Below are 26319 nucleotides of genomic sequence, written 5' to 3'. Positions count from 1 at the left end.
GCCAAATGAACGACAGCAACAGCATCCCCCCCGTCGCCAATCCCATCACCTTTGCCGGCAGTCCCTTCGACCGCGTATCGGCGCTGCGCAAGGATACCGACTGGCTCGACACCCGGCTGCACGACAGCAAGACGCGCTTCCTGCCGCTGCATGACCTGAAAGTGCCGGTGGAGCTCGGCCGGGACGCCCGGCTGAACTGGCGCCCGCGCGGCGAGCTCTCGATGCTGTTGCGCGCCGGCGCACCCTGCATCCTGCTCGGCATGGAGGACGGCATCGCGCATTTCGCGGTCGACGTCACCGCCGCGCCGGCGCCGCGACACGAAGGCGGCAAGTGGCTCGACGTGCGCTCCGCCGCCATGACCCTGCCGGCCGCGGATGCCGCCATCACAGCCCAGGCGCGCTCGATGCTCGACTGGCACAACCGGCACGGTTTTTGCGCCGTCTGCGGCCAGCCGACCCGGATGGAGGATGCCGGCTATTCGCGCCGCTGCACGGCGGATGGCTGCAAGGCACAGCATTTCCCGCGCACCGATCCGGTCGCCATCATGCTGACGGTGTGGGACGGCAAGGTCCTGCTCGGCCGCCAGCCGCGCTTCGTGCCCGGCGTCTTCTCGGCGCTGGCCGGCTTCCTGGAGCCCGGCGAGAGCATCGAGGAGGCGGTGCGCCGCGAGATCTTCGAGGAAGCAGGCATCAAGGTCGGCGCCGTGCGCTACATCGCCTCGCAGCCCTGGCCGTTCCCGAGCTCGCTGATGATCGGCTGTATCGGCGAGGCGCTGACGAGCGAGATCACCGTCGACCAGGACGAACTCGAGGACGCCCGCTGGTTCACCCGTGACGAGATCGCCAGCATGGTGCGGCTCTCGACCACCCAGGAGACACCGCGCATGCCGCCGCCGCTCTCGCTGGCGCACCAGCTCGCCCGCGCTTGGCTGCACGGCGCCTGAAGCGAGCGTCGCTAGCTACCGACCAGATACATGGCGATCCAGGGCTGCCAGATCACCAGGAACAGACAGGCCAGCATCAGCAGAATAAACGGCACGGCCGCGCGGCACAGCGTGCCGAAGGGCTGCTTGAACGCGCTCATGGCAACGATCAGGTTGAGGCCGACCGGCGGCGTCAGATAGCCGATCTCCAGGTTCAGGATCATGATGATGCCGAACACGACCTTGCTGTAGCCATACGCCTCGGCCATCGGCGCGAGCAGCGGCGCCAGGACCAGGATCGCCGAGCTCGTATCCATCAGGCAGCCCACGGCCAGCAGCATGACATTGACGCCGATCATGAAGGCCGCCGGACTCTCGATCGCGCCGGTCATCCATTCGACCAGCATGTTCGGCACCCGCTCCTCGGTCAGCAGCAGGTTGAAGCTGAGCGCGCAGGCCAGCACGGGAAACAGCGAGCCGCCGAGTTTCGAGGTCTCCAGCACCACGCCGTAGAAGTCGCGGAACCGGAGTTCGCGGTGGATCAGCACCTCGACCAGCAGCGCATAGGCCAGCGCCACGGCCGCCGCCTCGGTCGCGGTGAAGTAGCCGCTGTAGATGCCGCCGAGCAGGATGACCGGCATCAGCGCGGCCCAGATGCCGCGCCGGATCGCCTCGCCGATCTCCCTGAGATCCCAGGCGCGCACCGCCAACTTGCGGTTCACGATCAGCGAATAGCCGGCCAGGACGACGGTCAGCAGGATGCCCGGGCCGATGCCGCTGATGAAAAGGTCGGTCACCGAGGCCTCGGTCACGATGCCGTACAGGATCATCGGGATCGATGGCGGGATGATGATGCCGAGCGTTCCGCCGGCGCAAATCGCCCCGAGGGAAAATGTATTGCCGTAGCCGTTCTTCAGCAGCGCCGGATACATCACCGAACCGACCGCCAGCATGGTGACGATCGACGAGCCCGAGATCGCCGCGAACACGGCGCAGGACAGGATGGTGGCGACGGCGAGCCCGCCCGGCAGCGGCGAGGTGAGCGACACCATGATGCGGATCAGCCGCTCGGCGATCGATCCGCGCGTCATGACGGCACCGCACAGGATGAACAGCGGCACCGAGAGGATCACTTCCTTGTCGATGCCGCGCCACAGGTCGTCAATGATGTAGGTCAGGTCGCCGCGGCCCCAGACCAGCCGCAGATAGGCGACGATGGCGAGCAGGACGACCAGCAGAGGCTGCCGCAGGACCAGCAGCAGCAGCGTCATGCCGATGGCGCCGAGGGCGATGATCATTCCTGGCCCTCCGCCGGCTTGGGCCGAAGGACCGGGTAGGCGGCGAAGAAGAAATAGCGGATCGCCGCCGAAAGGAAGCCGAGTGGAATTGCCAGCTGGAATGGCCAGACTAGCCAATCCAGAACCATGGTGCGCTCTTCCACCTCGATCGATTGCAGCACGAACATGGCTGCCGCCGCGGCGACCCCGGTCAGGAACAGCCCGGTGACCAGATCGGCCACGCGGTCGACCGCCGGCCCCCATGCTGCGGGCAGCCAGCTGTCGGCAAATCGCGGTCTCAGGTGCGAGCCCGTCGCGGTGGCAATGCCAAGTCCCATATACGCGCCGATCACCAGCGCGAAGACGGCATAGCGCTGGGCCCCGAACACACCCTGGGAGAACAGCTCGCGGCCCAGCGTATCGGCCAGCAGGATGAGCGCGATGAATGAGAAGGCGGCCACGGCGACGAGGCATTCGACGCGGTGAAGGCCGTCCAGGAAGCGACGGGCGGATTCCATGCGGGTCTCGAAGAGAGCCGCCCCGCCGGGCGGCGGGGCGGTGGGGTGAATTGCCGCTGCGCTTACGAGGCCTTGGCGCAGGCCTTCTTGCCGTCCTGGATCAGCTTCCAGAATTTCTCGCCCTGGCCGCCGACCGACTTCACCATCTCGGGCCACGAGGGCTCGACCATCCGCCGCCAGGCATCGCGCTCGGCTTCTGAGATCTGATGGATGGTGCCGCCCGCCTTCACGTGCTGCTGGCGGAGATAGGCTTCCATGCCGCGCACTTCCTTGCGCAGCAGCTCCGGCGGCGAACTGAGGGCGACCTTGGAGATAATGCTCTGATGCTGTGGATCCAACTTCTTCCAGGTCTGCTTGGACACGACGGAAACACCGCCGGCCAGGACATGCTGAGTCATCGTCACATGCGGCGCCAGCTTGCCGACACCCGCCGGGAAATAGAACGTGATCGGCAGGTCGGCGGCCTCGACGAGGCCGGTCTGCAGACCCGAATTGATCTCGGTGATGCCGAGCGGCGTGCCGTTTGCGCCAAGGGCCTTCCAGAACACCGCCGCGGTCTTGCTCGGCGCGACGCGCACTTTCATGCCCTTGACGTCCTCGGGCTTGAGCAGCGGCTTCTTGCCGACGACATCGACGGTACCCACCTCGGTCCAGCCGATCAGGATGGCGCCGCGCTTTTCCAGCAGTTCGGCGGAGAAGTCGAACAGATGGTTGTCCTGTACGCAGTCGAACTCGGCGTGGCTCTTCCACAGGAAGGGCACGCTCATCAGGCCGAGCTCAGGTGCGAGCAGCGCCGCCGCGGTAACCGAGAACCCGCCGACATCGATGCGCCCGCGCGCGATCTGCTGCATCGTGTCCTGCTCGTTGCCGAGCTGGGCGTTGATGTACGGCACGATCTTGATCTGGCCCTTGCTCTCCCGGGCCACATCATCGACGAAGCGGTTGATCTGCTTTTCCCACGGCGTTTTCGGCGGCGCGCCCGACGTATAGCGCAGCTCGATCGGCTTCTCCTGGGCAGCCGCACCCGCAATCCCAATTGCCAAGGCCGCGCCCGCGGCGGCCGCCAGAAGCTGTCTCATTAATCATACCTCCCCAAAGGGCATGCACCGTTGAGGCGTCATGCGCCGCGCACGCTAGCCGCCCGCGCGGCCGGCCGCAATGTCGCCGCTTGCCCCCTCCCCCGCCACGCAGGCTAGGATGCGTATCACAGCGGCCCGGGTCGGATCCGGCCAGGCTCGATATCGGGATCAGGTTCAGGGAGAATCACAATGTCGACGATGGGTCGTTACACGCTGCCGGTCGAGCAGACCGAGTGGAAGTTCGAGGGCCAGACGGAGGTCTGCTTCCGCTGGGAATATGAGGATGAGCGCAAGGGCCTGCTCGAGCTCTACGACAAGGGCAAGAAGCAGCAATGGGATGCCTCGACCCGGATCGACTGGTCGCAGGATCTCGATCCCGAGAACCCGATGGGCCTGGACGACCGCATGATCGCCATCTACGGCTCGCCGCTCTGGGACAAGCTCAACGCCAAGGAACGCGCCCAGGTGCGCCACCACCAGCAGGCCCATACGCTGTCGCAGTTCATGCATGGCGAGCAGGGCGCGCTGATCGCGACCGCCAAGATCGTCGAGACTGTGCCGGGCATCGACGCGAAGTTCTATGCGGCGACCCAGGTGATGGACGAGGCGCGCCATGTCGAGGCCTATTCGCGCCTGCTGCACGAGAAGTTCGAGCTCTGCTACCCGATCACCAAGGGCCTGAAGACGCTGCTGGAGCAGGGCCTGTCGGACAAGCGGTGGGACATGACCTATCTCACGATGCAGATCCTGATCGAAGGCCTGGCGCTGGCCGCCTTCCAGCGCATCCGCGACTTCGCGCAGAACCCGCTGGCCGCCGCGGTCAATGCCTATGTCATGCAGGACGAGGCACGCCACGTCGCCTTCGGCCGGCTCTCGCTGCGCGACTACTACCCGCAACTCACCCAGGCCGAGCGCGACGAGCGCGAGCAGTTCGTGGTCGAGGCCTGCTACCACATGCGCGACCGCTTCAATCAGTGGGAGCTGTGGGAGCGGCTCGACTTCCCGGCCGAGGAGTGCGCGGCGGCGGTGATGGAATCCGACCAGATGAAGCAATTCCGCACCCGTCTCTTCACCCGCATCGTGCCGACGGTGAAGGATATCGGCCTGTGGGGCCCGATCGTGCAGAAGGGCTACAGCGACATGGGCGTGATGGATTTCGCCAAGGTCGATGCCGCCGCCATCCTCGCCAACGACGACAAGGTGGCGGAGGAGTTCGACGCCAAGACGCGCCTGCGCGACAGCGCCGTCGCCGCCGCGGCGGAATGACCAGCGGACACGCGGGCGAGGATTTCGAATCCTACCTCGCCCGCATCCGCGCCTTCACGGCCGATGTCCTGAAGCCGAACGAGCCCAGGCTCGAAGCCGAGGGCCGCATCCCGCCGGAGATCGTCGACGAGATCCGGCGCATCGGCCTGTTCGGCATTTCGCTGCCGCCCGCCTATGACGGCCTCGGCTTCTCGATGGTGCAGCAGGTCAGGCTCACCATCGAGTTCACCCAGGCCTCCAACGTCTACCGCTCGCGCTTCTCCACCACGATCGGGCTCTGCTCCCAGGCGATCCTCGATCACGGCACCGAGGAGCAGAAGCGGAAGTACCTGCCGCGCATGGCGCGCGGCGACTGTACCGGCGCCTTCGCCCTGACCGAGCCCGAGGCCGGATCCGATGCCGGGAGCGCGCGCGCCACCGCGGTCAGGCATGGCGGCGACTACGTCCTGAACGGCACCAAGCGCTACATCACCAATGCGCCGGACGCCGATGTCTTCGTGGTCATGGCGCGCACCGACCAGAGCAAGCCGGGCGCCGGCGGCATGTCAGCTTTCCTGGTCGACGGGGGCACGCTCGGAATCCGGATTGGCGAGATTCCACGGATGCTTGGCCAGACAGGCTCGACCTCCACGGAAGTCTATTTCGAGGATTGCCGCGTGCCGGCTTCCTGCCTGCTCGGCGGTGTCGAGGGCAAAGGTCTGCACGCCGCGCTGCGCGGCATCAACCACGCCCGCACCCATGTCGCTGCGACGTGCGTCGGTCAGGCGATCCGCCTGATCGAGGAGACCACGGCGCGTGCCCTGGAGCGGCATCAGTTCGGCAAGCCGATCGGCGCCTTCCAGGCGGTGCGCGCCAAGCTGGCGGAATCGAAGGCCGAGATGCTGGCCGCCCGCGCGCTGACCCTCGACGTGGCGCAGCGCTTCGACAGCGGCCAGATCCCGGCGCCCGACATCTCCGCCGCCAAGTGGTTCGCCTCCGAGATGGTGAGCCGGGTCGCCGACCGCTGCGTCCAGGTCCATGGCGGCATGGGCTTCATGGAGAACAATGCGGTGACGCGGCTCTACCGCGACACCCGCCTGTTCCGCCTGTTCGAAGGCACCTCGGAGATCCAGCTCGACACCATCGCCCGCGACATGCTGGGCGGGCTCAGATCGGTCGGTTGAGCGGCGCGGCCGCGCGCTCAGACGAGGCCCTTCTTCTCTTTCGCGAATAGAGTCTGCGCCTTGCCCAGGATCGTCGTCAGGTTGGTCAACGTCTTGGCCAAGGGGGGACTGGTCTGCACGGAATCGATCACCTGCCGCAGCTCCACGATCAATCCGGCCAGCAGCGCCGTGCGCCCCTCGATGGTCTGCAATGTGTGCGCGACCAGCATGGACGACAGATCCTTCGCGGTCTGCTTGGCAAGCTTGACCTGATCGTCGGTGGCATCCAGCGAGCCGACGACGCGGAAGACCTCCGCCATTCCCTCGTCGTAAAGCTGCTTGATCGGCTTTGCGGTGTCAGCCATTGCGCGGCTCCTCTCGCGGGCCAGGTCTGGTCGGAACGCTACGGCACGGTCGTGCGCAGCGCGGCGCGAAAGCCGTCGATATCGCGCTTCACCGCGAAGGCGAGGCCGAACAGGTCCTCGGAGATGGCTGTCAGGTCGCGCGGCTTGTCGATCGCCTCGACCATCTCCTTCAGCGCGATGCGCGTCGCCTCAAGCAGCTTGCCGTAATTCACCAGAGACTTTTCCAGCGCGCCGACCTCGACCCGGATCGCCGCGATCGCGGATGCCTGTCGGGCGGCTTCCTGCACGAGTTGCTTCACCAGCGCCTCCTGATCGGGCCCGAACGGAGTTCCCGGGCCATAGGCGAGCGCAACCGGAAGATCGAAGTTGAGGTGCTGGGCTGCGGGGGTCAGGGCATCGGCAAGCGCCTGCTGCAGCCCGGACAGCGGATCCGCGCCGGCCGGCTTGGCATGGCTCGCCGCGAGCGCACGGATCGTTCTGGTGGTGGCCGTGGCCCGGTCGACCGCGCCCAGCAACCGCGCATTCGCCGCCTCGATCCGCAGCGCCCAATGATCCTGTCGGTCCGCCGACAGGGCGACCAGCATCTTGTCGATCGTAGGCGCGCCCTGTCGGGACGCACGCGCAAACTCCTCCCGCAGGCGCGCCCGTTCCATCGCGCCGGCTAGGGTCTGTACCAAACCCACAACCGAGGAAAGCCCGGGAACCGCCGCGCCGCTGATGGCGGTCACGAACTGGCTTGCCGTGGTGACGAAGCCGCCGGCGGCGGCGCGCATGGTCTCCTCGCTCTTTCCCTCGGCCAGGGTGACCAGCACGTCGTTGAACTGGGCGATGGTGCGAAACGCAAGGCGGCGCGTGGCGATTGCGTCCGGCTTGGCGAGGACGGCGTCGGTCAGCTGGCCGCTGAAAGCAGCCGACGGGCGCGGCGCGGCCTGCGCGGATTGCTGATCCGTCTGCGCTTGAATGGCCAGCGCAAAATCGATCAGGATCTCGTCCGATACGCGATGCGCTTCGGCGAAAGCGCTTCGATACTGGGTCAGCTCCTGTTGCGGTATCTGCGCGCAAGCGGTGAGCCCGGCAACCAATAGCAGGGCGAGCCATCGAATCGTCGCAAGCATGTGGTGCCCCCCTCGACGATTTCCGCGGGGACGATAATGCAGTGTTTTTCACCAAACTCAACGTTGTAAGCACTTCCGTGCTTCCGGGACCGGCGCTGGCTCCCTGCCCACGTCGCGCCTATGAGGCCGCCTGTCTCGGCACCGCCTGGGCGATTTCGGCGAGTTTGGTGACGGTGCGGCGGGTGCCGGCGATGCGCTGGTCCGTATCTTCCCAGTCGCGCAGCAGGACCAGCTTCTGATCCGGGCGCAGCTTGGCGCTGCCCTGCTGCTGGGCGATCCAGGCGACCAGACCGGCCGGATTGGCGAGGCCCGAGGGGCGGAAGGTGATGGTGGCGCCGCGCGGGCCGGCCTCGACCCGCTCGACGCCGGCGACGCGGCAGAGCCGTTTGATGGTCATCACTTCCAGGAGATGCTTCACCTCGACCGGCAGCGGGCCGAAGCGGTCGGCGAGTTCGGCGGCGAAGCTCTCGATCTCCGCCTGATCCTCCACCCGGCCGAGCCGGCGATAGAGGTCGAGCCGGACCGAAAGATCCGCGACATAGGGCTCGGGAATCAGGACCGCGGTGCCGAGATTGATCTGCGGCGACCATTGCTCCTCGGCCGCGCTCTCGCCCTTGGCCGCGGCGACGGCCTCTTCCAGCAGCTCCTGATAGAGCTCCAGGCCGACCTCCTTGATATGGCCCGACTGCTCCTCGCCGAGCAGGTTGCCGGCGCCGCGCAGGTCGAGGTCGTGGCTGGCGAGCTGGAAGCCGGCACCGAGGCTGTCGAGGGCCTGCAGCACCTGCAGCCGCTTCTCCGCTGCCGCCGTCGGCGGCTTGTTGGCGGCGAGCGTCAGATAGGCGTAGCCCCGCACCTTGGCGCGGCCGATGCGGCCGCGCAGCTGATAGAGCTGGGCCAGGCCGAACATATCGGCGCGGTGCACCACAAGCGTGTTGGCGGTCGGGATGTCGAGGCCGCTCTCGACGATGGTGGTGGAGACCAGCACGTCGAACTGCCGGTCGTAGAAGCCCGACATGATCTGCTCGAGCTCGGTCGGCGCCAACCGGCCGTGCGCCACCGCAAAGCGCACCTCTGGCACGTGCTCGCGCAGGAACTCGGTCACCGTCGGCAGGTCCTCGATGCGCGGACAGACATAGAAGACCTGGCCGCCCCGGTAGCGCTCGCGCAGAATGGCCTCGCGCACGATCACCGGATCGAAGGGCAGCACGAAGGTGCGCACGGCGAGACGGTCCACCGGCGGTGTCGCAATCAGGCTCATCTCGCGCACGCCCGACAGGGCGAGCTGCAAGGTGCGCGGGATCGGCGTTGCCGTCAGCGTCAGCACATGCACCTCGGCGCGCAGCTGCTTCAGCCGCTCCTTGTGCTTGACGCCGAAATGCTGCTCCTCGTCGATCACCACGAGGCCGAGCCGCTTAAACGACACCCCCTTCCCGAACAGCGCGTGGGTGCCGATGGCGATGTCGATCGAGCCGTCGGCCAGACCCTGCTTGACCTCGGCCGCTTCCTTGCCGGTGACCAGGCGCGAGAGCTGCGCCACCTTCAGCGGCAGGTTGCGGAAGCGCTCGACGAAGCGCTGGTGATGCTGGCGCGAGAGCAAGGTGGTGGGACAGACGATCGCCACCTGCAGGCCCTGCATGGCGGCAACGAAGGCGGCGCGCAGCGCCACCTCGGTCTTGCCGAAGCCGACATCGCCGCAGACCAGTCGGTCCATCGGCCGGCCGGAGGCGAGATCCTCCAGAGTGTCGTCGATGGCCCGCGCCTGGTCGTCGGTCTCCTCGTAAGGGAAGCGGGCGCAGAACTCGTCGTACAGGCCTTCCGGCGGCGTCACGTGCTCGGCCTGGCGCAGCTGGCGCGCGGCGGCGATCTTGATCAGCTCCTCCGCCATGTCCTTCAGGCGCTGCTTCAGGCGCGCCTTGCGGTGCTGCCAGCCGACACCGCCGAGCCGGTCGAGCACGGCGCCGGTCTCCTCCGAGCCGTAGCGCGACAGCACCTCGATGTTCTCGACCGGCACATAGAGCTTGTCGCCGGCGTCATAGACGACCAGCAGGCAGTCATGCGGCGCGCCCGAGACGTCGAGCGTCATCAGCCCCTCGTAGCGGCCGATGCCGTGATCGACATGCACCACGAGGTCGCCGACCGAAAGGGAGGTCGCCTCGGCGATAAAATTGGCGGCCCGCCGGCTCTTGCGGCGCGGGCGCACCAGGCGGTCGCCGAGCACGTCCTGCTCGCCGATGACGACGAGATCGTCGGTCTCGAAACCGTGCTCGATGCCGAGCACCACCATGCCGGCGACATCGGGCGGCAGCTTGGTCGCTTCCGTCCAGGTCTCGGCATCGGAGAGCCTGTCGGCCCCGTGATCGCGCAGCAGCTGCCCGAACCGCTCTCGCGCACCGGGCGTGAAACAGGCGACCAGGACGCGCCGGCCGGTCCGGCGCAGCGCCGCCAGATAGTCGCGCGCGGCCTCGTATAAATTCGTGCCGGGCTGGTTGCGCTCAGGCGCGAAATCGCGGCCCTGCTTGCCGCCCGCATTGAGGACATGCGGTCCTTCGGGCGGCAATTGGTTCGGCGTCAGCGCGGCGACCGAGCGGCGGTCGATCGCCAGGGCCCAGGCCTGCGCATCCAGGTAGAGCAGGTTCGGCGGCAACGGCTTGTAAGGGGCGCCGGCCTCCTCCAGCCCGGACTTCCGCGCCTCGTCGCGCGCCTCGTAGTAGTCGTTGATGGTGGTGAGGCGCGCCTCGACCGCGTCCCGCGCCAGCGGGTCCAGGGTCAGCACCGCATCCGGCACATAGTCGAGCACGGTCTCCAGCCGGTCGTGGAACAGCGGCAGCCAGTGCTCCATGCCGACATGCTTCCGCCCTTCCGAGACCGAGAGATAGAGCGGATCCTTGTCGGTCACCGCACCGAAATGGTGGCGGTAGCCCTGACGGAAGCGGGCGATGGTTTCGGGGTCCAGCGGCGCCTCGCTCATCGGCACCAGGCGCAGCTCCTTGGCATCGCCCGTGGAACGCTGGGTCAGCGGATCGAAGCGGCGCAGCCGCTCCACCTGGTCGCCGAACAGATCGATCCGATAGGGCTCTTCCGATCCCGGCGGGAACACGTCGATCAGCCCGCCGCGCACCGCAAAGTCGCCCGGCTCCATCACCGTGCCGGCGCGCTGGAACCCGTGCCGCGTCAGAAAGTCGAGCAATGCCTTCTCGTCCAGCCGGTCGCGCGCCCGAACGATGAAGGCAGAGCTGCGCAGCAGCTCCCGCGATGGCACGCGCTGAAGCACGGCGGCGACGGTCGTCAGCACCACCGCGCCCTTGCCGGGCGACTTCAGCGCGAGCTGGGCCAGCGCGTCCATGCGCCGGCTGACGATCTCGGCGTTCGGCGACACCCGGTCGTAGGGCAGGCAGTCCCAGGCCGGGATCTGATAGACGACGAGGCCGGGGGCAAAGAAGCCGAGCGCCTGAGCCAGCACCGAGAGCCGCGCATCGTCCCGTGCCACATGCAGCACGCCGCCCTCGGCCAGCGCCGCGATCTGCGCGATCAGCCGTGCGTCGTGGCCCTCCGGAACGCCGCCGATCTCGATGCGCGCGGGCGGTTTGAGCAGGCGATCGAAGGACAGCGCCATCCGCCTCAGACCTTCAGCCTGAACGCCTTGAGCAGCGCCATCACGTCGTTGTCGTGCTCCGGCGGCACCGGGATGGCGCCGATGGCCCAGGCATAGATAACCGGGTCGGACCCGGTTTCGAGCAGCGCCTCGTAGCGGTCGAGCTGGCCGGCATCGAAGCCCGGCAAGTGCCGCTCGGCGAACGCGCCGAGCAGGATGTCGGTCTCCTTGATCCCGGTATAGCGCGAGCGGTGCAGGAGTCGCTTGCGGCGGATGGCGTCATCTTCGGTCATGGGACGGGGCATATAGCCCTCCCTGCCCCCCTTTGTCAGCCCGCCCGCGGCGCAATCAAGCCAGCTTCAGACCGCAATGCTTGCCGGGGCAGCAGCGGCTGGCCCGGCGACCAACCTGTCTGGGAAGCAACGGGATGGAACCCGAACCGCGCCGCGACGTTCCTTGCACACCAAAAACAACCGGTTACGGGAGCATCCGATGGCACGAGCGACGAAGAAGAGCGCCAAGGGCGGCGCCAAGGCGCGGGACGCGATCGCCCTGCTGAAGGCCGACCACCGCGAGGTGATGGACCTGTTCGACAAGTTCGAGAAAGCCAAGGGCGGCGACCGCAAGGCAGCGTTGGCGGAGAAGATCTGCCAGGAGCTGATGATCCACACCATGATCGAGGAGGAGATCTTCTATCCTTCGCTCCGCGGCCAGGCCGAGGACGACATGCTGGACGAGGCCCATGTCGAGCATGACGGCGCCAAGGTTCTGATCTCCGAAATTCTCGCGGGCGGCCCGGACGACCCCTTCTACGAAGCCAAGGTCACCGTCCTGCGGGAGGAGATCAAGCACCACGTGAAGGAGGAAGAGCAGCGCGGCGGCCTGTTCGCCCAGGCCAAATCGGCCGATATCGACCTCAAGCAGCTGGGTGAGCAGATGATGCGCCGCAAGCAGGAGCTGAAGTCCCAGTTCGAAAGCGGCGAGATGAGCCCGCCCGAAACGCGCACCTTCCACGGCGGCGAGCTTTCCCGCGGGAAGCCGTTCGACTCCCCGCAGCTCGCGGCCTGACCGATCTGATCGTTCTCACCAGCGGACACGACAGGCCGGCGCCCCCTGGCGCCGGCCTCCCGCTTGCGGCAGATTGCGGCCCTAAGAACAAGTTCTGCCGAGGAGAAACGTTCATGAACGGTGCCGAAAGCCTGGTCCGCACCCTGCTCGCGGGCGGCGTCGATGTCTGCTTCGCCAATCCCGGCACGTCCGAAATGCATTTCGTCGCCGCGCTCGACCACGTGCCGGGCATGCGCTGCGTGCTAGGCCTGTTCGAGGGCGTGGTCACCGGCGCCGCCGACGGCTATGGCCGCATGGCGGAGAAGCCGGCTTCCACCCTGCTCCATCTGGGCCCTGGCCTCGGCAACGGTCTCGCCAACCTGCACAACGCGAAGAAGGCGGCCTCGCCTATCGTCAACATCGTCGGCGAGCATGCGAGCTTCCACATCAAGTACGACGCGCCGCTGACGGCGGACATCGAAGGCATCGCGCGTCCCGTCTCGCACTGGGTCAAGACCAGCCCGTCGTCGAAGACCGTGGCGGCCGACGGCGCCGCCGCAATCGCCGCCGCCCGCGCCGCGCCGGGCCAGATTGCCACCCTCATTCTGCCGGCCGACACCGCCTGGAACCCGGCCGACGGCATCGCCCAGGTTCCTGACGTACCGGCGCGCCGCAAGGTGGCGGAAGACCGAGTGCGCAATGCCGCCGACGTGCTGCGCGGCGGCGAGCCGGCCCTGATCCTGATGACCGGCCATGTGCTGGTACAGAAGGGCCTCGCGCTGGCCGGCGCCATCGGCGCCAAGACCGGCGCCAAGCTGATGACCCAACTCTCTAACAAGCGGCTGGAACGCGGCGCCGGCCGCGTGCCGGTGCTGCGCGTGCCCTATGTCGTCGCGCAGGCGCTGAAGGTGCTGGAGCCGTTCAAGCACATCATCCTGGTCGGCGCCAAGCCGCCGGTCTCGTTCTTCGGCTATCCCGACACGCCGAGCGAGGAGCATCCGCCGGGCTGCAAGCTGCACCGCCTGGCCGAGCTCGACGAGGATGCGATCGACGCGCTTGCCCGCGTCGCCGACCTGGTCGGCGCCAAGGAGAAGGACGCGGCCGTTCAGCAGCCGAAGCGCCCGGAAATGCCGACCGGCGCGATCAACCTCGACAGCCTCGCCGCCGCGCTCGGCGCCGCCTTGCCGGAAGGTGCCATCGTGGTGGACGAGAGCGTGACCACCGGCCGCGGCTTCTTCCCGCTCACCGCCGGCGCGCCGCCGCATGACTGGCTGAACAACATGGGTGGTTCGATCGGCTTCGGCCCGCCGGTCGCGACCGGCGCCGCCATCGCCTGCCCGGACCGCAAGGTGATCTGCCTGGAAGGCGACGGCAGCGCCATGTACACGATCCAGGCGCTGTGGACCCAGGCCCGCGAGAATCTCGACGTGACGACGATCGTGTTCGCCAACCGCGGCTACCAGATCCTGAAGGGCGAGCTTGCCGCGGTCGGCGCCGGCAATCCGGGCCGCCGCGCGCTGGACATGCTGGAAGTCGACCGTCCGACCATCGACTTCGTGGCCATGGGCAAGAGCATGGGCGTGCCCGGCACCCAGGTGACCGATATCGACGGCTTCAACAAGGCGCTTGCCGGCGCCATGCGGTCGCAGGGCCCGAAGCTGATCGAAGTGGTGATGTGACGCCGGAAAAGCGCTGCTAGGTCGGCCGCCGCTTCTCCAGCACCATCTCGTAAGCGACGAAGCCCTGCCGGCGATAGGCCTGCAGGGCGGCGAGGTTGGTGGCGAGCGAGCCGATGCGGATCCGCGTCACGCCCTGCTTCCAGAGATGCGCCTCCATCGCGGCGAGCAGTTTGCCGGCGATGCCGAGCCCGCGCCGGGCCGGCACCACATAGCAATCGAACACATAGCCGTAGCGGTTGGAATCCGGCGTCTCGGCCAGGGTGTCGTCCTCCTGCACCCAGCCGGCGGCATAGCCGGCGAAGCGACCGCCCTCCTCGGCAATGACGATCAGGCCCTGCCGCGCCGCGGCGCGCCGCACCAAGTCGGGCACATAGGCATCGGCGATGGTCAGGCCGGGCCGGCGGCTGTCATGCAGCGCGCGCTCGTATTCCTGCAGGTCGATGATGGCCGCTTTCAGCGCGCCGTGATCGGCGGCCGTCGCCGGCCGCACTGTGATTTCGCTCGGCATGTCGGCCTCCCGGACGCCGCTCTCATTACATTGTTTTAGGTGTCGGAGCGGCGATGGGAAAGAGCCGGCATCGAATATTGAGACGGGACAGGCGGATGCGGAGCCGGGTCCGCACGCCGCCCCGTCCCTCCTCGAACCTGTCACGCCTTCGGCATCTGGAAATTGCGGGCGCGGAAGTCCATCTGGAAGGCCTGCGCGGCCTTCCACTGGATGTCCTTCCGCTTGGCGGTGAAGGTGCAGTTCTGGTGCAGCAGGGTGTAGCCCGGATCCTCGCGCTCGGCGATCTCCAGCATGCGCTTGAACACGGCCTTGCGGCGCTCGCGATCGGTCGAGGTCTCGAGCTGCTCCGACAAGGTGTTGAACTCGGCATTGGTCCACTCGCCGATCTGCTGCTGCTGGCCTTGCGGCCCGTGCTGGTTGACCAGCGAGGAGACCGGGTCGTTGAACGGCGCCGAGTTCGACCAGTCGCGCACGCCGCGCTGCGTGCTCTTGTCGAAGATCTGCTGCCAGTTCTCGCGCATCTGGATCTGCACGTTGAGGCCGACCGCCTTCCACATCTCGGTGACGATCTGCGCCGTCGACACCTGGTTGGTGTAATAGTTGTTCAGCACGCGGAACGGGATCGGGTCCCCCTTGTAGCCGGCTTCCTTCAGCAGCTTCTGCGCCAGCTTCGGGTCGTATTCCGGCACCTTCCAGTCGGCCACGAACATCGGCCCGTAATATTCCCATTGCAGGCCGGCCGGCACGCGGGTGCGGCCAAGCCACAGCGTCTCGACGATCGCCTGGCGGTCGATCGCATGCGTCATGGCGCGGCGCACGCGGGGGTCGACCATGGCCGGGTGCTGGCGGTCGAAGCAGAGGATGCGATGGTTGCCGATCAGGCCGCCCTGCACCTCGAATCGCGGATTCTTCTCGACCGTCGCGATCTGGTCGGGCGGGATGTCGCAGGCGAAATCGAACTGGCCCGAAAGCAGGCCGTTGATGCGGCTCGCCGTCTCCGGCACCTCGACGAAGCGCAGTTCCTTGATCGGCGGCCGGCCGCCCCAGTACTCGTCATGCGACGCCAGGATCAAATGCCGGTCCGCCTTGAACTCCTGCACCTTGTAGGGGCCGGTGGCGATCGGCTTCTGGGCCCATTCGAGCCAGCTCCCGGCTTCCTCATAGCCGCGGCGGGAGATGATCTCCGACACCATGCGGGCGATGCGGCCCTCGGTGGTGACGTCGGGCGTCTTGTTGTGGAAGCGGACCGTCTCCTTGTCGACGATCTCGATGCGGTCGAGCTGGGGCCAGCAGCGCTTGGCGACCGCGGCGATCTCCGGCGGCGGCTCCTTGCCCTGCCCGCCGCCTGCCTGAGTGAACAGGGTGCGGCCCGGCTCGGCGGCGCCGCCGCGGCCGAACATGCGCTCCGGCCCGAACGTGTAGACGACATCTTCCGCCGTCATGGTGTCGCCGTTATGGAACTTCACGCCCTGACGCAGCTTCAGCTCGACCGTCTTGTCGTCGATGCGGCGCCAGCTGGTGGCGACGCCCGGCTTCATCTCCAGATTGCCCTGGTAGTCCTGATCGATCAGGCCTTCGTAGATGCTGTAGAAGATGCGCGCGCCGACATTGGACTGCTCGCGCAGCACTTCCAGCGTGTTGCTGTTGGCGACCTTCTGCACGGCGACCGTGATGGTCGGGCGGTTGTCGGCCTGCGCGATGGCAATGCGCGGCAGCACGAATGGCACGCTTGCGGCGGCGGCTCCGGACTTCAACAGCTTGCGGCGATCGATCTTGGACATTGCAACTCCCCTCTCACGGCGGTCTCGCCGATCTAGAGGGAGTCGATTGCTCCGCCGCGTCGGTTCGGTGTCGCTTTGATGAACCCGTCAGCGCAGCGGCCGCCCGTCGCAGCCTTCGTGTGACAACGCCAGGAATTCAAGGATGGTCGGGGCCGCATCGACGATGCCGGCCGGCCGATCCACCGGCCCCCGGCCGCGATGGCCGGCGCTGCGCACGAACAGGAACGGCGCCTGCTCGTTCGGGCCCAGCCCGCCATGCTGGCCGAAGCCGGTATAGATCGTGTCCTTCTCCGGATCCTCCAGGATGTCGGTATGGCCGGAAACGCCGTGCTCGTTGCGGGCCGGATCGTGCCGCATGGCGAAGGCGAAGCCGATGCGGCCGTCCGACGGCAGCCCGTGTTCGGTCAGCTCGCCTTGCGGAATGAGTCGCCCGCACCAGAGCTGCGCCGCGATGAAGGCCTGCACACGGTCGAGCTTCGCCCAGCCGTCGGCGCTGGCATAGATCGTCCCGGCCGATCCGTTCGGCGCCACCACGATCTCGGTGCTGTCCAGCGCCGCCTTCAATCCTTCGGCCACCAGCATCTCGGTCAGCGGGATGGTGTCGATCGTCGTCTCCATGCCGTGATCGGCCATGAAGACCGCGATGATCTCCTCGCCCCGCGCCTCCTCCGCCGCGATGGCGGCCAGCACCTCGGCGACGCAGGCATCGGCATGGGCGATCGCCTCGCGATGCGCGGGCGAGCCGAGCGCGACCTTGTGCCCCGTCTTGTCCGGCTCCGACAGCCAGAGCGTGGCAAGGCCGGGCCGCGAACCCCGAACCACTTCGTCGCAGAAGTATCGCGTGGCGAGGCGGTCTCCGGCCATGCCCGCTTCCGTCACGATGGTGTCGCCCGCGGCGAGCGGCGCGCCGCCGGGCGCCCAGGAGCCGGAACGGTGATGCAGGGTGCCGAAGGCGTCCGGGTCCTGGAAATGCGCCGCGCCCGGTGAGGCGTTGGAGACCAGGATCGCGCCGCCACGACCCTGCAGGCGCTCCGCCAGTGCCGGCCGGTGCAGGGTCCGCCCGGTGGCGCGCCGCATGCGGCCACGGAAATCGGGGAAGCCGGCATTGCGGCAGACCAGCCCCTCGCCTTCGTCCAGCGCCATCGTGTTGCCGAGCAGGCCGTGGCTGAGCGGCCAGCAGCCGGTCGAGATCGAGGCCGACGCGGTGCGCGTCGTCGAAGGGAACACGCTGCGACTGCGGACATAGTCGGCGAAGTCGTGGGCGAGCCCGCTCAAGGTCGGCGCCACCTCCGGCGTGATCAGGTCGCGGCGGAGGCTGTCGCACAGAACGAGGACGGCACGGCGGGCCATTCGTCTTAGCTCCCGATCGGCTCAGCTGGCGGGGCTGAAGCTCAGGTTATAGGGCCGGAGATCCATGAAATAGAAGGTATAGGGCTGCCAGCGCACCTTCTTCGCCACGCCGTAGCTCTCGATCGGCTGGTACAGCACCGTGCCCGGCACCTCGTCCTCGAACACGTCCAGCATCTGGCGGAACAGCTCGCGCCGCTCCGGCGTCGCCGTCGCCGCTTCCAGCTTCTGGCCGAGCGCCGTGAACGTCTCCGCACCGGCGCTGGTCCAGGCCTTGCGGAGCTGCACCGGCCCCTTCGGGCCCCAGGCGATCCAGATGGCGCCGAGCGGATCGGGGAAACGGGTCGAGTTCGACCAGTTGCCGATCTGGGCGCCGGCGGCGTTGATCTGCTGGAAGTTCTCCACCACCTTCAGTTCGGCATTGATGCCGACCGCCTTCCACATCTCCACCATGATCTGCGCCGCAGCGAGGGCGTTGGTGTAGTAGTGCGGCATGGTGCGGTAGGTGATCTTCTCGCCCTTGTAGCCCGCTTCCTGCAGCAGCTGCTTCGCGCGCGCCGGGTCGAAGGCCGGCGGCTTGCGGTCAGCCAGAAACATGTCGCCGTATTCGGCGTAGTTGTGGCCGGGCGGAATCTCGGCGAGGCCGTGCCACAGCGCATCGACCAGCGCCTTGCGGTCGATGGCGAGCGAGAGCGCCTGACGGATGCGCTTGTCGCCCATCGCCTCGCCGCGCTGGTCGAAGACCAGCATGTGCGAGTTCGCCAGCACGACGGAGCGAAGCTCCGCCTCCTTGTACTTGCGGATGGTCGCGATCTGGTCCGGCGGCACGTTGGTGATGATGTCGAACTCGCCCGAGGCGAGGCCCGCGGTGCGGCCGGCGAGTTCCGGTATCTGCCGGAAGCTGACGCTTCGCGCCGTCGGCCGACCCATGAAATAATCGTCGAAGGCGTCGAGCTCGATCGCCTCGTCGCGCTTCAGCGCCTTGATCTTGTAAGGCCCGGTGCCGACCGGCGCTTGCGCGAAGCCGTCGATCCCGGCGGCCTCGTAGGCGCGCTTGTTGACGATCCAGGCGCACCACGAAGCCAGCCGCTGTTCCAGCAGCACATCGGGCACGCGGGTGGTGAACTTGACGGTGTAGCGGTCCTCGGCCTCTACCTTGGCCAAGGTGCCGAAATAGGCCGGACCCTCGGGAATAGTGCGCTTCTCGCCCCAGAGCCGACCCTCGGCGAAAGTGAACGCCACATCGTCCGAGGTCAGTTCGTCGCCGTTGTGGAACTTGACGCCGGGCCGGATCTTCACCCGAAGCTCGGTCGGCGAGAGGCGCGTCCATTCGGTCGCCAGATGCGGCACCAGCTTCGACCCACCGCCACCCGGCGCGGACAGGAAGTCGCGCCGGATCAACGTGTCGAACATCGAGTAGGTCACACGGGTGCCGACATTCGAGAGCTGCTGCGCCGGCTCCAGGCCCGGCGGCACTTCGGCCACGCCGATGCGCAGTGCCGGCCGATCGTCGGCCAGCGCGCTACCCGCAGCGACGAGCAACGCGGCAGCAAGAATGTGCTTCTTCATTGTCCCCTCCGAGTTCAGCGCAAGGTCGGGTCCAGCCGATCGCGCAACCAGTCGCCGACCAGGCTCATGGAAAGTGTGGTGAGCACGATGGCGAGGCCGGGAAAGACGGCGATCCACCACGCGCTTTGCAGGTAGTCACGGCCATAGCCCACCATGTTGCCGAGACTGGTCAACGGCGGCTGCACGCCGAGGCCGAGGAACGAGAGTCCCGTCTCGAGCAGGATGTGCTCGGGGAAGTTCAAGGTCAGATTGACGATCAGGGTCGAGGCGATATTGGGCAGGATGTGCCGGCCGTAGATGGTGAACGGCCCGGCGCCGAGCTGCCGGACGGCGACGGCATAGCCGTGCTGGCTGGCCGACAAGGTCATGCCACGCACGATGCGGGCATAGCGCTCCCAGCCGAAGATGCCCATCAGGCAGATGAACAGCACCAGGTCATTGCCGAAGAAGGCAAGCACCGCCAGCGCGATGATCATGAACGGCATCGACGCCTGGAAATCGATCAGCGTCATCACCAGGTCGTCGACCAGGCCGCGGAAATGCGCCGCCAGGAAGCCGATCAGGGTGCCGAGCGTGGCGCCGATCGCGGTGCCGATCAGCGCCACCATCAGGCTCATGCGGATCGAGTGGAACAGCCGCGCCAGCACGTCGCGGCCGAGCTCGTCGGTGCCGAGCAGGTGACGTTCGCTGCCGCCGAGGAAGACCGGCGGCGCCAACCGGGCGCGCAGGTCGATCTGGGCATAGGCGTAGGGCGAGATCCAGTCGCAGGTGATCGCGATGAACAGCATCGCGGCGAGCCAGACCATCCCGAACAGGACGAGCGGCGGGTAATTCCGGCCGATCCGCCCGAGCCGCTCCATCCAGCGCGGCGGCGACACGACCCCGGGCTGCGCCAGATCGACCATCATCCGCCTCCCACGCCGGCCTTGGGGATGCGCGTGCGCGGGTCCAGCCAGCCGTACAGCATGTCGACGATCAGATTCGACGTGACCATGCAGGCGGCGACCAGCAGCAGGATCACCTGCACTACGGCAAGGTCGCGATTCGACACCGCAACCACCAGCGCGCGGCCGAGGCCGGGCCAGGCGAACACGCTCTCGGTCACGACAGCGCCGGCGATCAGCGACCCCATCATGAAGCCGATCACCGTCACGGTCGGGATCGCCGCGTTGGGCAGCGCGTGCCAGTTGACCACGCGCCACCACGGCACGCCTTTTGCCACCGCCGTGCGCACATAGGGCTGGCCCAGCACTTCCAGCATGGCCGAGCGGGTGAAACGGGCCAGGATGCCGGCGCCGGCGGTGCCGAGCACGATCACCGGCAGGATCAGATGCGCCCAGGTCGCGCTGCCGCTCGACGGCAGCCAGCCGAGCTGCACCGCGAAGATCAGGATCAGGAAGATGCCGAGCACGAAATTCGGCACCGCATAGCCCATGACGCTGAATGTCATGATGGCGCGGTCGAGCGTCGAATTGCGTTTCAGCGCCGCCAGCACGCCGGCCGGCACGCCGAGCAGGATCTTCAGCGCCAATGCCGGCAGCATCAGCCAGAGCGTGATCGGCACCCGCTCCATCACCACGTCGATGGCCGGACGCGCATCGCGCATCGACTGGCCGAAGCGGCCTTCGGTCAGATTGCCGAGATAGCCGAGGAATTGCTGCCAGACCGGCGCGTCCAGTCCCCAGCTCTTGCGGAAGGCCGCGAGCGCCTCAGGCGTCGTCTCCGGGCCCAGGATCATCAGCGCCGGGTCCCCGGAGAGGCGCAGCACCACGAAAGCAAAGGTGACGACGAACAGGATGGCGAGGAACGCGCGCGTGAGCTTGGCGACGAGAAAGCGCAGCATCAGGCCGCCCGCTCCAAGGTCGCGCCGGCCGCCACGTGGCACGCGACCCGATGTCCGTCGGCCAGGGTTACGAGTTCGGGTTCGATGTGACGGCAGAGCGGCCCGGCCAGCGGACAGCGCGCCTGGAAGCGGCAGCCCTTGGGCAGGTCGAGCGGGCTCGGCGGGTCGCCGGCGAGCAAGGTGCGGCCGCGCCGCCGCTCGCGGTCCAGCGTCGGCACTGCCGCGATCAGCGCGCGCGTATAAGGATGCTCCGGCCGGGCGAACAGCCGCTCGCGGCTGCCCTGCTCCACGATGCGGCCGAGATACATCACGGCGATCTCGTCGCTGACATGCCGCACCACTTTCAGGTCATGGCTGATGAACAGGAAGGTCAGACCGAACTTCTGCTGCAGCTCCAACAGCAGGTTGACCACCTGCGCCTGGATCGAGACGTCGAGCGCCGAGATCGGCTCGTCGCAGACCAGGAAATCCGGCTCCAGGATCAGGGCGCGGGCCAGCACGACGCGCTGGCGCTGGCCGCCGGAGAGCTCATGCGGATAGCGGTCACCGAGATGTCGTTGCAAGCCGACCCCTTCGAGCAGACCGAGCGCCCGCTCCCGCCGCTCGGCTGGCGCGGCGAGGCCGTGGATGCGCAGCGGCTCCTCCACCTGGGCCAGGACCGTCAGCCGGCGATCGAGCGCGCCGAGCGGATCCTGGAACACCATCTGCATGCGCCGGCGCAGCCGGCGCCATTCGCCCGTCGGCAGCCGGGTGACATCGACGCCGTCGAACACCACCTGGCCGGCATCCGGCGCGGTCATGCCGAGCGCGAGGCGCGCCAGGGTCGACTTGCCGCAGCCCGATTCGCCGACCAGGCCAAGCGTCCGGCCGCGCTCGATGCGGAACGACACGCCGTCAACCGCCTTCAGGCTTTTCACGCCGCCGAGCAGCGCGCCGCCCATGCGGATGCGGAAATGCCGGCGCAGATCGCGCGCCTCGACCAGCGGGGTCATGCGAAGCGGATCTGCGGATGATGACAGGCGACGCTGCGGCCGCCGCTCCGGGCGAGTTGCGGCGCCTTTGCGTGGCAAAGCGCGCTCGCGCCGCTGCAGCGCGGCGCGAAGGCACAACCGGCCGGCGCCGCCCAGGGCTCCGGCACCACGCCGGCGATCGGCTCGAGCGCGCCGATCTGGGTCTCGAGCCGGGGCAGCGAGTGGAGCAGGCCGATGGTGTAGGGATGGCGCGGGCCGGCGAACAGGGTCTCGACCGGCGCCCGCTCGACGATGCGGCCGCAATACATCACCGCCACGTCGTCGCAGGTCTCGGCGATGACGCCGAGATCGTGACTGATCAACACGATCGCCATGCCGGTCTCGGCCCGGATATCGGCGAGCAGATCGAGGATCTGCGCCTGGATGGTGACGTCGAGCGCGGTGGTCGGCTCGTCGGCGATCAGCACATCGGGCTCGCCGGCCAGGGCGATGGCGATCATCGCCCGCTGGTTCATGCCGCCGGAAAGCTGGTGCGGATATTCCTTCATGCGCTGGCCGGCGGAGGGGATGCCGACGCGGTCGAGCAGCCGCTTCGCCTCCGCCTCGGCCGCGCGCCCCTCCAGGCCGCGATGCAGGCTGAGCGATTCGCGGATCTGCCGGCCCACGCTGTGCACCGGGTTCAGGCTCGACATCGGGTCCTGGAAGATCATGGCGATGCGCCCGCCGCGCACCCGGTCGAGCTCCGCAGTCGACGCCCCGATCAGCTCGCGCCCGTCCAGCGTCGCGCTGCCGCTGACCACCGCGCGCGGTCCGAGCAGGCCGAGCGCCGCCATGCAGGTGACGCTCTTGCCGCAGCCAGATTCGCCGACCAGACCGAGCGTCCCGCCCGGCAGAACGTCGAAGCTCACGCCGTGCACCACCGGCACCAGGCCGCGCTCGGCCGCGAAGCTCACCTTCAGGTCGCGGAACGCCAATCGGGGCGCCTGCGGCAGGACGCGCGGTGCCGGCGGTTCGAACTCAACTCGATGCGCGAGCGCCTCGACGCCCATGCCTCGCCCCCTTCCCTTATCGGAATGGGCGAACCGTGCCGGAAGCGCTTGAAGCTTCCGCGACTCTCGCGTGAAAGATCGGTGACGGTGGCGGATCAGGCGCCGGCGAAATATTCCGCCGCCGGTTTGTAGAGCGGTAGGCCCGCCATCTCGGCAATGGCGCGGTCGGCGTCTGACGTGCCGACCAGGAAGGCAGCGAGCGGCGGCAGCAGGCGGTCACTCAGCGCCTCGACGATCACCGCGGCAAGATCGGCACGGGAAGCGCGGATCACCTCGCTGGCGGTGACGAGCCAATCCGCATCGACCAGGTCGCGCGGATCCAGGCAGACAAATAGCGTGGCCCCACGGATCGCTGCCAGCTTCTCGCGGACCGCGGCCTTGGGCATCGCCTTCAGCACGCCCGGCGCCAGCACCACGGCCGAGAGGTTGACGCCGCGATCCATCAGCACGCTCTGATAGTCGCGGTAAGTGAGCCCGATCCGCTCGGCGCGCGCGAGCCGGGCCAGCGCGATCTCGCGCGGCGGCGTGCGCCAGGCCTTGGCATGCGCCTTGCGCCAGGCAAATCCTCGGAACGTCTGTTCGAACGGCGGCCCGCCGTTGTGACCGATCGAAGGGAGCGGTCGCTCCAGGTCCACGCGGGGAGCGACATAAGGCATGCCGTTAGCCCGCCGGCACCGGCCGGGGTTTGCCATGCTCGTCGATCGCGACGAAGACGAAGGTGCCTTCGGTCACCTTGATCTCCGCCGGGTCGAGCTGGCGCAGCACCACCGTCTCGATATGGATGGCGATCGAAGTGCGGCCCACCTTCTCCACCTTGCCGTAGATCGAGACCAGGTCGCCCACCTTGATCGGTTCGACGAAGTGCATGGCGGTGATGGCGACGGTGGCGACCCGGCCCTTGGCGCGGCGCGACGCCATGATGCCGCCGGCGATATCCATCTGCGCCAGCACCCAACCGCCGAACACATCGCCATTGCCGTTCAGGTCCGAGGGCATCGGCTGGGTGCGCAGGATCGGCTCGCCGCGATGCGGCAGAAGCGCGGTGGTCAGGTCGCTGTCGGCCGCCATGCGGCTGGCTCCGTCGGGCTTTCCGGGGCCAAGGCTAGCGCAGGCGCGGCGCGCTGTCCCGCCCTTGCGCTGCACCGCACCCTGCCGTGCCCGAGCTATATCTCGTTGTCGTTCGCCCTTCGTGCCCCTATAGTTCGCGTCCAACTCCGGACACCGTGGTTTTGAAGCTTAGAGCATGAACGACCTGTTCCAGCAGTCGTCCAGGGCGGGCGGCGATTATTCCGCCAAGGACATCGAGGTTCTCGAAGGGCTCGAGCCGGTGCGCCGGCGGCCCGGCATGTATATCGGCGGCACCGACGAACGCGCCTTGCACCACCTCGTCGCCGAGGTGCTCGACAATTCGATGGACGAGGCGGTGGCCGGTCACGCCAACCGCATTGAGGTGACCTTGAACGAGGACGGCTCGGTCACCGTCTCCGACAACGGCCGCGGCATCCCGATCGACCGCCATCCGAAATTCAAGGACAAGTCGGCGCTGGAGGTGATCCTCACCACGCTGCATTCCGGCGGCAAGTTCTCCGGCAAGGTCTATACGACCTCGGGCGGGTTGCACGGCGTCGGCGTCTCGGTGGTCAACGCGCTGTCGGACCGGTTCGAGGTCGAGGTGGCGCGCGACCGCGAGCTGTGGCGCCAGACCTATGTGCGCGGCGTACCGCAGGACAAGCTGAAGAAGGTGGGCGCGGCGCCGAACCGGCGCGGCACCACCATCACCTTCCATCACGACCCGAAGATCTTCGGCAAGGAGCTCGCCTTCAAGCCGATGCGCATGTTCCGCATGGCGCGTTCCAAGGCCTACCTCTTCCGCGGCGTCGAGATCCGCTGGAAATGCGCGGCCAAGCTCGCCACCGAAGGCGTGCCGCAGGAAGAGAGCTTCCACTTCCCCGGCGGGCTGGAGGACTTCCTCACCGCGCATCTCGAAGGCCGCGCGACCATCGCCGACGAGCCCTTCGCCGGCCGGGTCGAGCTGCCCGAGGGCAAAGGCGCCATCGAATGGGCGGTCGCCTGGACCGATGACGGCGAGAGCTTCGTCTCCTCCTACTGCAACACCGTGCCCACGCCGGAGGGCGGCACGCACGAGCAGGGCCTGCGCTCGGCGCTGACCCGCGGCCTGAAGGGCTATGGCGAGCTGGTGAACAACCGTCGCGCGGCGCAGATCACCACCGAGGACGTGTTCGGCGGCATCCACGCGCTGCTCTCGATCTTCATCCCAGAGCCGCAATTCCAGGGTCAGACCAAGGAGAAGCTCGCCTCCGCCGAGGCGACGCGGCTGGTCGAGGCCAACGTCAAGGACCGCTTCGACCACTGGCTCTCCGGCCATCCGCAACAGGCGAACGTGGTGCTCGGCCGCGTGATCGAGCGCGCCGAGGATCGCATCCGCCGCCGTGCCGAAAAGGAGATCGGCCGCAAGTCGCCGACCCGCAAGCTCCGCCTGCCCGGCAAGCTCGCCGATTGCTCGCGCGACGCCTCAGAAGGCACCGAGATCTTCCTGGTCGAGGGCGATTCGGCCGGCGGCTCCGCCAAGCAGGCGCGCAACCGCGAGACCCAGGCGATCCTCCCCCTCCGCGGCAAGATCCTGAACGTCGCCTCCGCCGCCACGGGGAAGATCTCGCAGAACCAGGAGCTCGCCGATCTGGTGCAGGCGCTCGGCTGCGGCAGCGGGGAGCGCTGCAAGGTGGAGGATCTGCGCTACGAGCGCGTCGTCATCATGACCGACGCCGATGTCGACGGCGCCCATATCGCGTCATTGCTGATGACCTTCTTCTATCGCGAGATGCGCCCGATCGTGCGCGCCGGCCGGCTCTTCCTCGCCGTGCCGCCGCTCTATCGCCTCGCCCAGGGCGGCAACGTGCACTACGCCCGCGACGAGGCGCACCGACAGCAGCTGATGAAGACCGTCTTCACCGGCCGCGGCAAGGTGGAGGTGAGCCGCTTCAAGGGCCTCGGCGAGATGCCGGCCTCGCAGCTCAAAGAGACGACGATGGACCCGAAGAAGCGCACCCTGATCCGCGTCGACATCCCCGACAGCGAAGCCGCCGCCACCGCCGATCTGGTGGAGCGCCTGATGGGCCGCAAGCCGGAGCTCCGGTTCGCCTACATCACGGAGAATGCGAGCTTCGTCGAGGAAGTGGACGTCTGATCGCCTGCCTCTTCCCCTGGCGAGTTCAGGGAAGGTCGAGAAG

23 protein-coding genes are annotated in these 26319 nt (G+C 67.8%); 6 read left to right on the top strand and 17 right to left on the bottom strand.

Going from position 1 to position 26319, the window contains the following annotated elements; genetic code table 11:
- Positions 1–5: 5 nt before the first annotated feature.
- Positions 6–944 (top strand): NAD(+) diphosphatase, encoded by a 939-nt coding sequence (gene nudC, locus DT074_RS15025; RefSeq protein ID WP_119420670.1) that lies wholly within the window; start codon positions 6–8, stop codon positions 942–944.
- Positions 945–955: 11 nt separating this feature from the next.
- On the opposite strand, the gene DT074_RS15020 is transcribed toward nudC, so the two are convergent.
- The 3 genes from DT074_RS15020 to DT074_RS15010 form a co-directional block, all read right to left on the bottom strand.
- The gene (locus DT074_RS15020) at positions 956–2221 is read right to left on the bottom strand and encodes a TRAP transporter large permease (protein WP_119420669.1); all 1266 of its coding nucleotides are present in this window, start codon (positions 2219–2221) and stop codon (positions 956–958) included.
- Complete coding sequence (locus DT074_RS15015; RefSeq protein ID WP_119420668.1) at positions 2218–2718, bottom strand: TRAP transporter small permease; 501 nt, start codon at positions 2716–2718, stop codon at positions 2218–2220. The genes DT074_RS15020 and DT074_RS15015 overlap by 4 nt, the downstream gene beginning before the upstream one ends.
- Positions 2719–2780: 62 nt before the next feature.
- Entirely contained in the window at positions 2781–3797 is a 1017-nt protein-coding gene (locus DT074_RS15010; protein ID WP_119420667.1) for a TRAP transporter substrate-binding protein, read from the bottom strand.
- Positions 3798–3986: 189 nt separating this feature from the next.
- Here DT074_RS15010 and DT074_RS15005 point away from each other — a divergent pair, with 189 nt between their 5' ends.
- Both DT074_RS15005 and DT074_RS15000 read left to right on the top strand, forming a co-directional pair.
- Positions 3987–5063: a diiron oxygenase gene (locus DT074_RS15005; protein ID WP_119420666.1), complete on the top strand. Its 1077-nt coding sequence runs from the start codon at positions 3987–3989 to the stop codon at positions 5061–5063.
- Complete coding sequence (locus DT074_RS15000; RefSeq protein ID WP_119420665.1) at positions 5060–6226, top strand: acyl-CoA dehydrogenase family protein; 1167 nt, start codon at positions 5060–5062, stop codon at positions 6224–6226. The genes DT074_RS15005 and DT074_RS15000 overlap by 4 nt, the downstream gene beginning before the upstream one ends.
- 17 nt (positions 6227–6243) lie before the next feature.
- Here DT074_RS15000 and DT074_RS14995 read toward each other — a convergent pair whose 3' ends face one another.
- The 4 genes from DT074_RS14995 to DT074_RS14980 form a co-directional block, all read right to left on the bottom strand.
- Positions 6244–6570, bottom strand: a complete 327-nt coding sequence (locus DT074_RS14995) for a hypothetical protein (protein ID WP_119420664.1) — start codon at positions 6568–6570, stop codon at positions 6244–6246.
- A gap of 38 nt (positions 6571–6608) precedes the next feature.
- Positions 6609–7685 (bottom strand): hypothetical protein, encoded by a 1077-nt coding sequence (locus DT074_RS14990; protein ID WP_119420663.1) that lies wholly within the window; start codon positions 7683–7685, stop codon positions 6609–6611.
- Positions 7686–7803: 118 nt separating this feature from the next.
- The gene (gene mfd / locus DT074_RS14985; RefSeq protein ID WP_119420662.1) at positions 7804–11298 is read right to left on the bottom strand and encodes a transcription-repair coupling factor; all 3495 of its coding nucleotides are present in this window, start codon (positions 11296–11298) and stop codon (positions 7804–7806) included.
- A gap of 5 nt (positions 11299–11303) precedes the next feature.
- The gene (locus tag DT074_RS14980; RefSeq protein ID WP_119420661.1) at positions 11304–11582 is read right to left on the bottom strand and encodes a succinate dehydrogenase assembly factor 2; all 279 of its coding nucleotides are present in this window, start codon (positions 11580–11582) and stop codon (positions 11304–11306) included.
- A 187-nt stretch (positions 11583–11769) separates the two neighbouring features.
- Between DT074_RS14980 and DT074_RS14975 the strand changes: the two genes are divergently transcribed.
- Both DT074_RS14975 and DT074_RS14970 read left to right on the top strand, forming a co-directional pair.
- Positions 11770–12345: a hemerythrin domain-containing protein gene (locus DT074_RS14975; RefSeq protein WP_119420660.1), complete on the top strand. Its 576-nt coding sequence runs from the start codon at positions 11770–11772 to the stop codon at positions 12343–12345.
- 113 nt (positions 12346–12458) lie between these two features.
- The gene (locus DT074_RS14970) at positions 12459–14003 is read left to right on the top strand and encodes an acetolactate synthase large subunit (protein WP_119420659.1); all 1545 of its coding nucleotides are present in this window, start codon (positions 12459–12461) and stop codon (positions 14001–14003) included.
- 16 nt (positions 14004–14019) lie between these two features.
- On the opposite strand, the gene DT074_RS14965 is transcribed toward DT074_RS14970, so the two are convergent.
- From DT074_RS14965 to DT074_RS14920, 10 genes are all read right to left on the bottom strand, one after another.
- Positions 14020–14511 (bottom strand): GNAT family N-acetyltransferase, encoded by a 492-nt coding sequence (locus DT074_RS14965; protein WP_119420658.1) that lies wholly within the window; start codon positions 14509–14511, stop codon positions 14020–14022.
- A 140-nt stretch (positions 14512–14651) separates the two neighbouring features.
- Positions 14652–16292 carry an ABC transporter substrate-binding protein gene (locus tag DT074_RS14960; protein ID WP_119420657.1) on the bottom strand — a complete coding sequence of 547 codons (1641 nt, stop codon included), beginning with the start codon at positions 16290–16292 and terminating at the stop codon, positions 14652–14654.
- Positions 16293–16379: 87 nt separating this feature from the next.
- Positions 16380–17642 (bottom strand): alkaline phosphatase family protein, encoded by a 1263-nt coding sequence (locus DT074_RS14955; protein WP_119420656.1) that lies wholly within the window; start codon positions 17640–17642, stop codon positions 16380–16382.
- A gap of 21 nt (positions 17643–17663) precedes the next feature.
- Positions 17664–19208, bottom strand: coding sequence for an ABC transporter substrate-binding protein (locus DT074_RS14950; RefSeq protein ID WP_119420655.1), 1545 nt, complete (start codon positions 19206–19208; stop codon positions 17664–17666).
- Positions 19209–19222: 14 nt separating this feature from the next.
- Positions 19223–20113 (bottom strand): ABC transporter permease, encoded by an 891-nt coding sequence (locus tag DT074_RS14945; protein ID WP_119420704.1) that lies wholly within the window; start codon positions 20111–20113, stop codon positions 19223–19225.
- Positions 20113–21051, bottom strand: a complete 939-nt coding sequence (locus DT074_RS14940) for an ABC transporter permease (protein ID WP_119420654.1) — start codon at positions 21049–21051, stop codon at positions 20113–20115. Before DT074_RS14940 ends, DT074_RS14945 begins: the two co-directional genes overlap by 1 nt.
- Complete coding sequence (locus tag DT074_RS14935) at positions 21051–22043, bottom strand: ABC transporter ATP-binding protein (protein WP_119420653.1); 993 nt, start codon at positions 22041–22043, stop codon at positions 21051–21053. The genes DT074_RS14940 and DT074_RS14935 overlap by 1 nt, the downstream gene beginning before the upstream one ends.
- Positions 22040–23071: an ABC transporter ATP-binding protein gene (locus tag DT074_RS14930; RefSeq protein WP_119420652.1), complete on the bottom strand. Its 1032-nt coding sequence runs from the start codon at positions 23069–23071 to the stop codon at positions 22040–22042. The genes DT074_RS14935 and DT074_RS14930 overlap by 4 nt, the downstream gene beginning before the upstream one ends.
- Positions 23072–23166: 95 nt before the next feature.
- Positions 23167–23727: a hypothetical protein gene (locus DT074_RS28535; protein ID WP_368744686.1), complete on the bottom strand. Its 561-nt coding sequence runs from the start codon at positions 23725–23727 to the stop codon at positions 23167–23169.
- Between the two features lie 4 nt (positions 23728–23731).
- Positions 23732–24139 carry an acyl-CoA thioesterase gene (locus DT074_RS14920; protein WP_119420651.1) on the bottom strand — a complete coding sequence of 136 codons (408 nt, stop codon included), beginning with the start codon at positions 24137–24139 and terminating at the stop codon, positions 23732–23734.
- Positions 24140–24314: 175 nt separating this feature from the next.
- Between DT074_RS14920 and parE the strand changes: the two genes are divergently transcribed.
- Positions 24315–26276: a DNA topoisomerase IV subunit B gene (parE, locus tag DT074_RS14915; protein WP_119420650.1), complete on the top strand. Its 1962-nt coding sequence runs from the start codon at positions 24315–24317 to the stop codon at positions 26274–26276.
- Positions 26277–26319: the final 43 nt, after the last annotated feature.

This window comes from Desertibaculum subflavum (assembly GCA_003576705.1).
GTDB classification, from domain to species: Bacteria; Pseudomonadota; Alphaproteobacteria; order Ferrovibrionales; family Ferrovibrionaceae; genus Desertibaculum; species Desertibaculum subflavum.
Note: the sequence above shows the minus strand (reverse complement) of the source record. Positions and strands in the feature narration are given on the sequence as shown.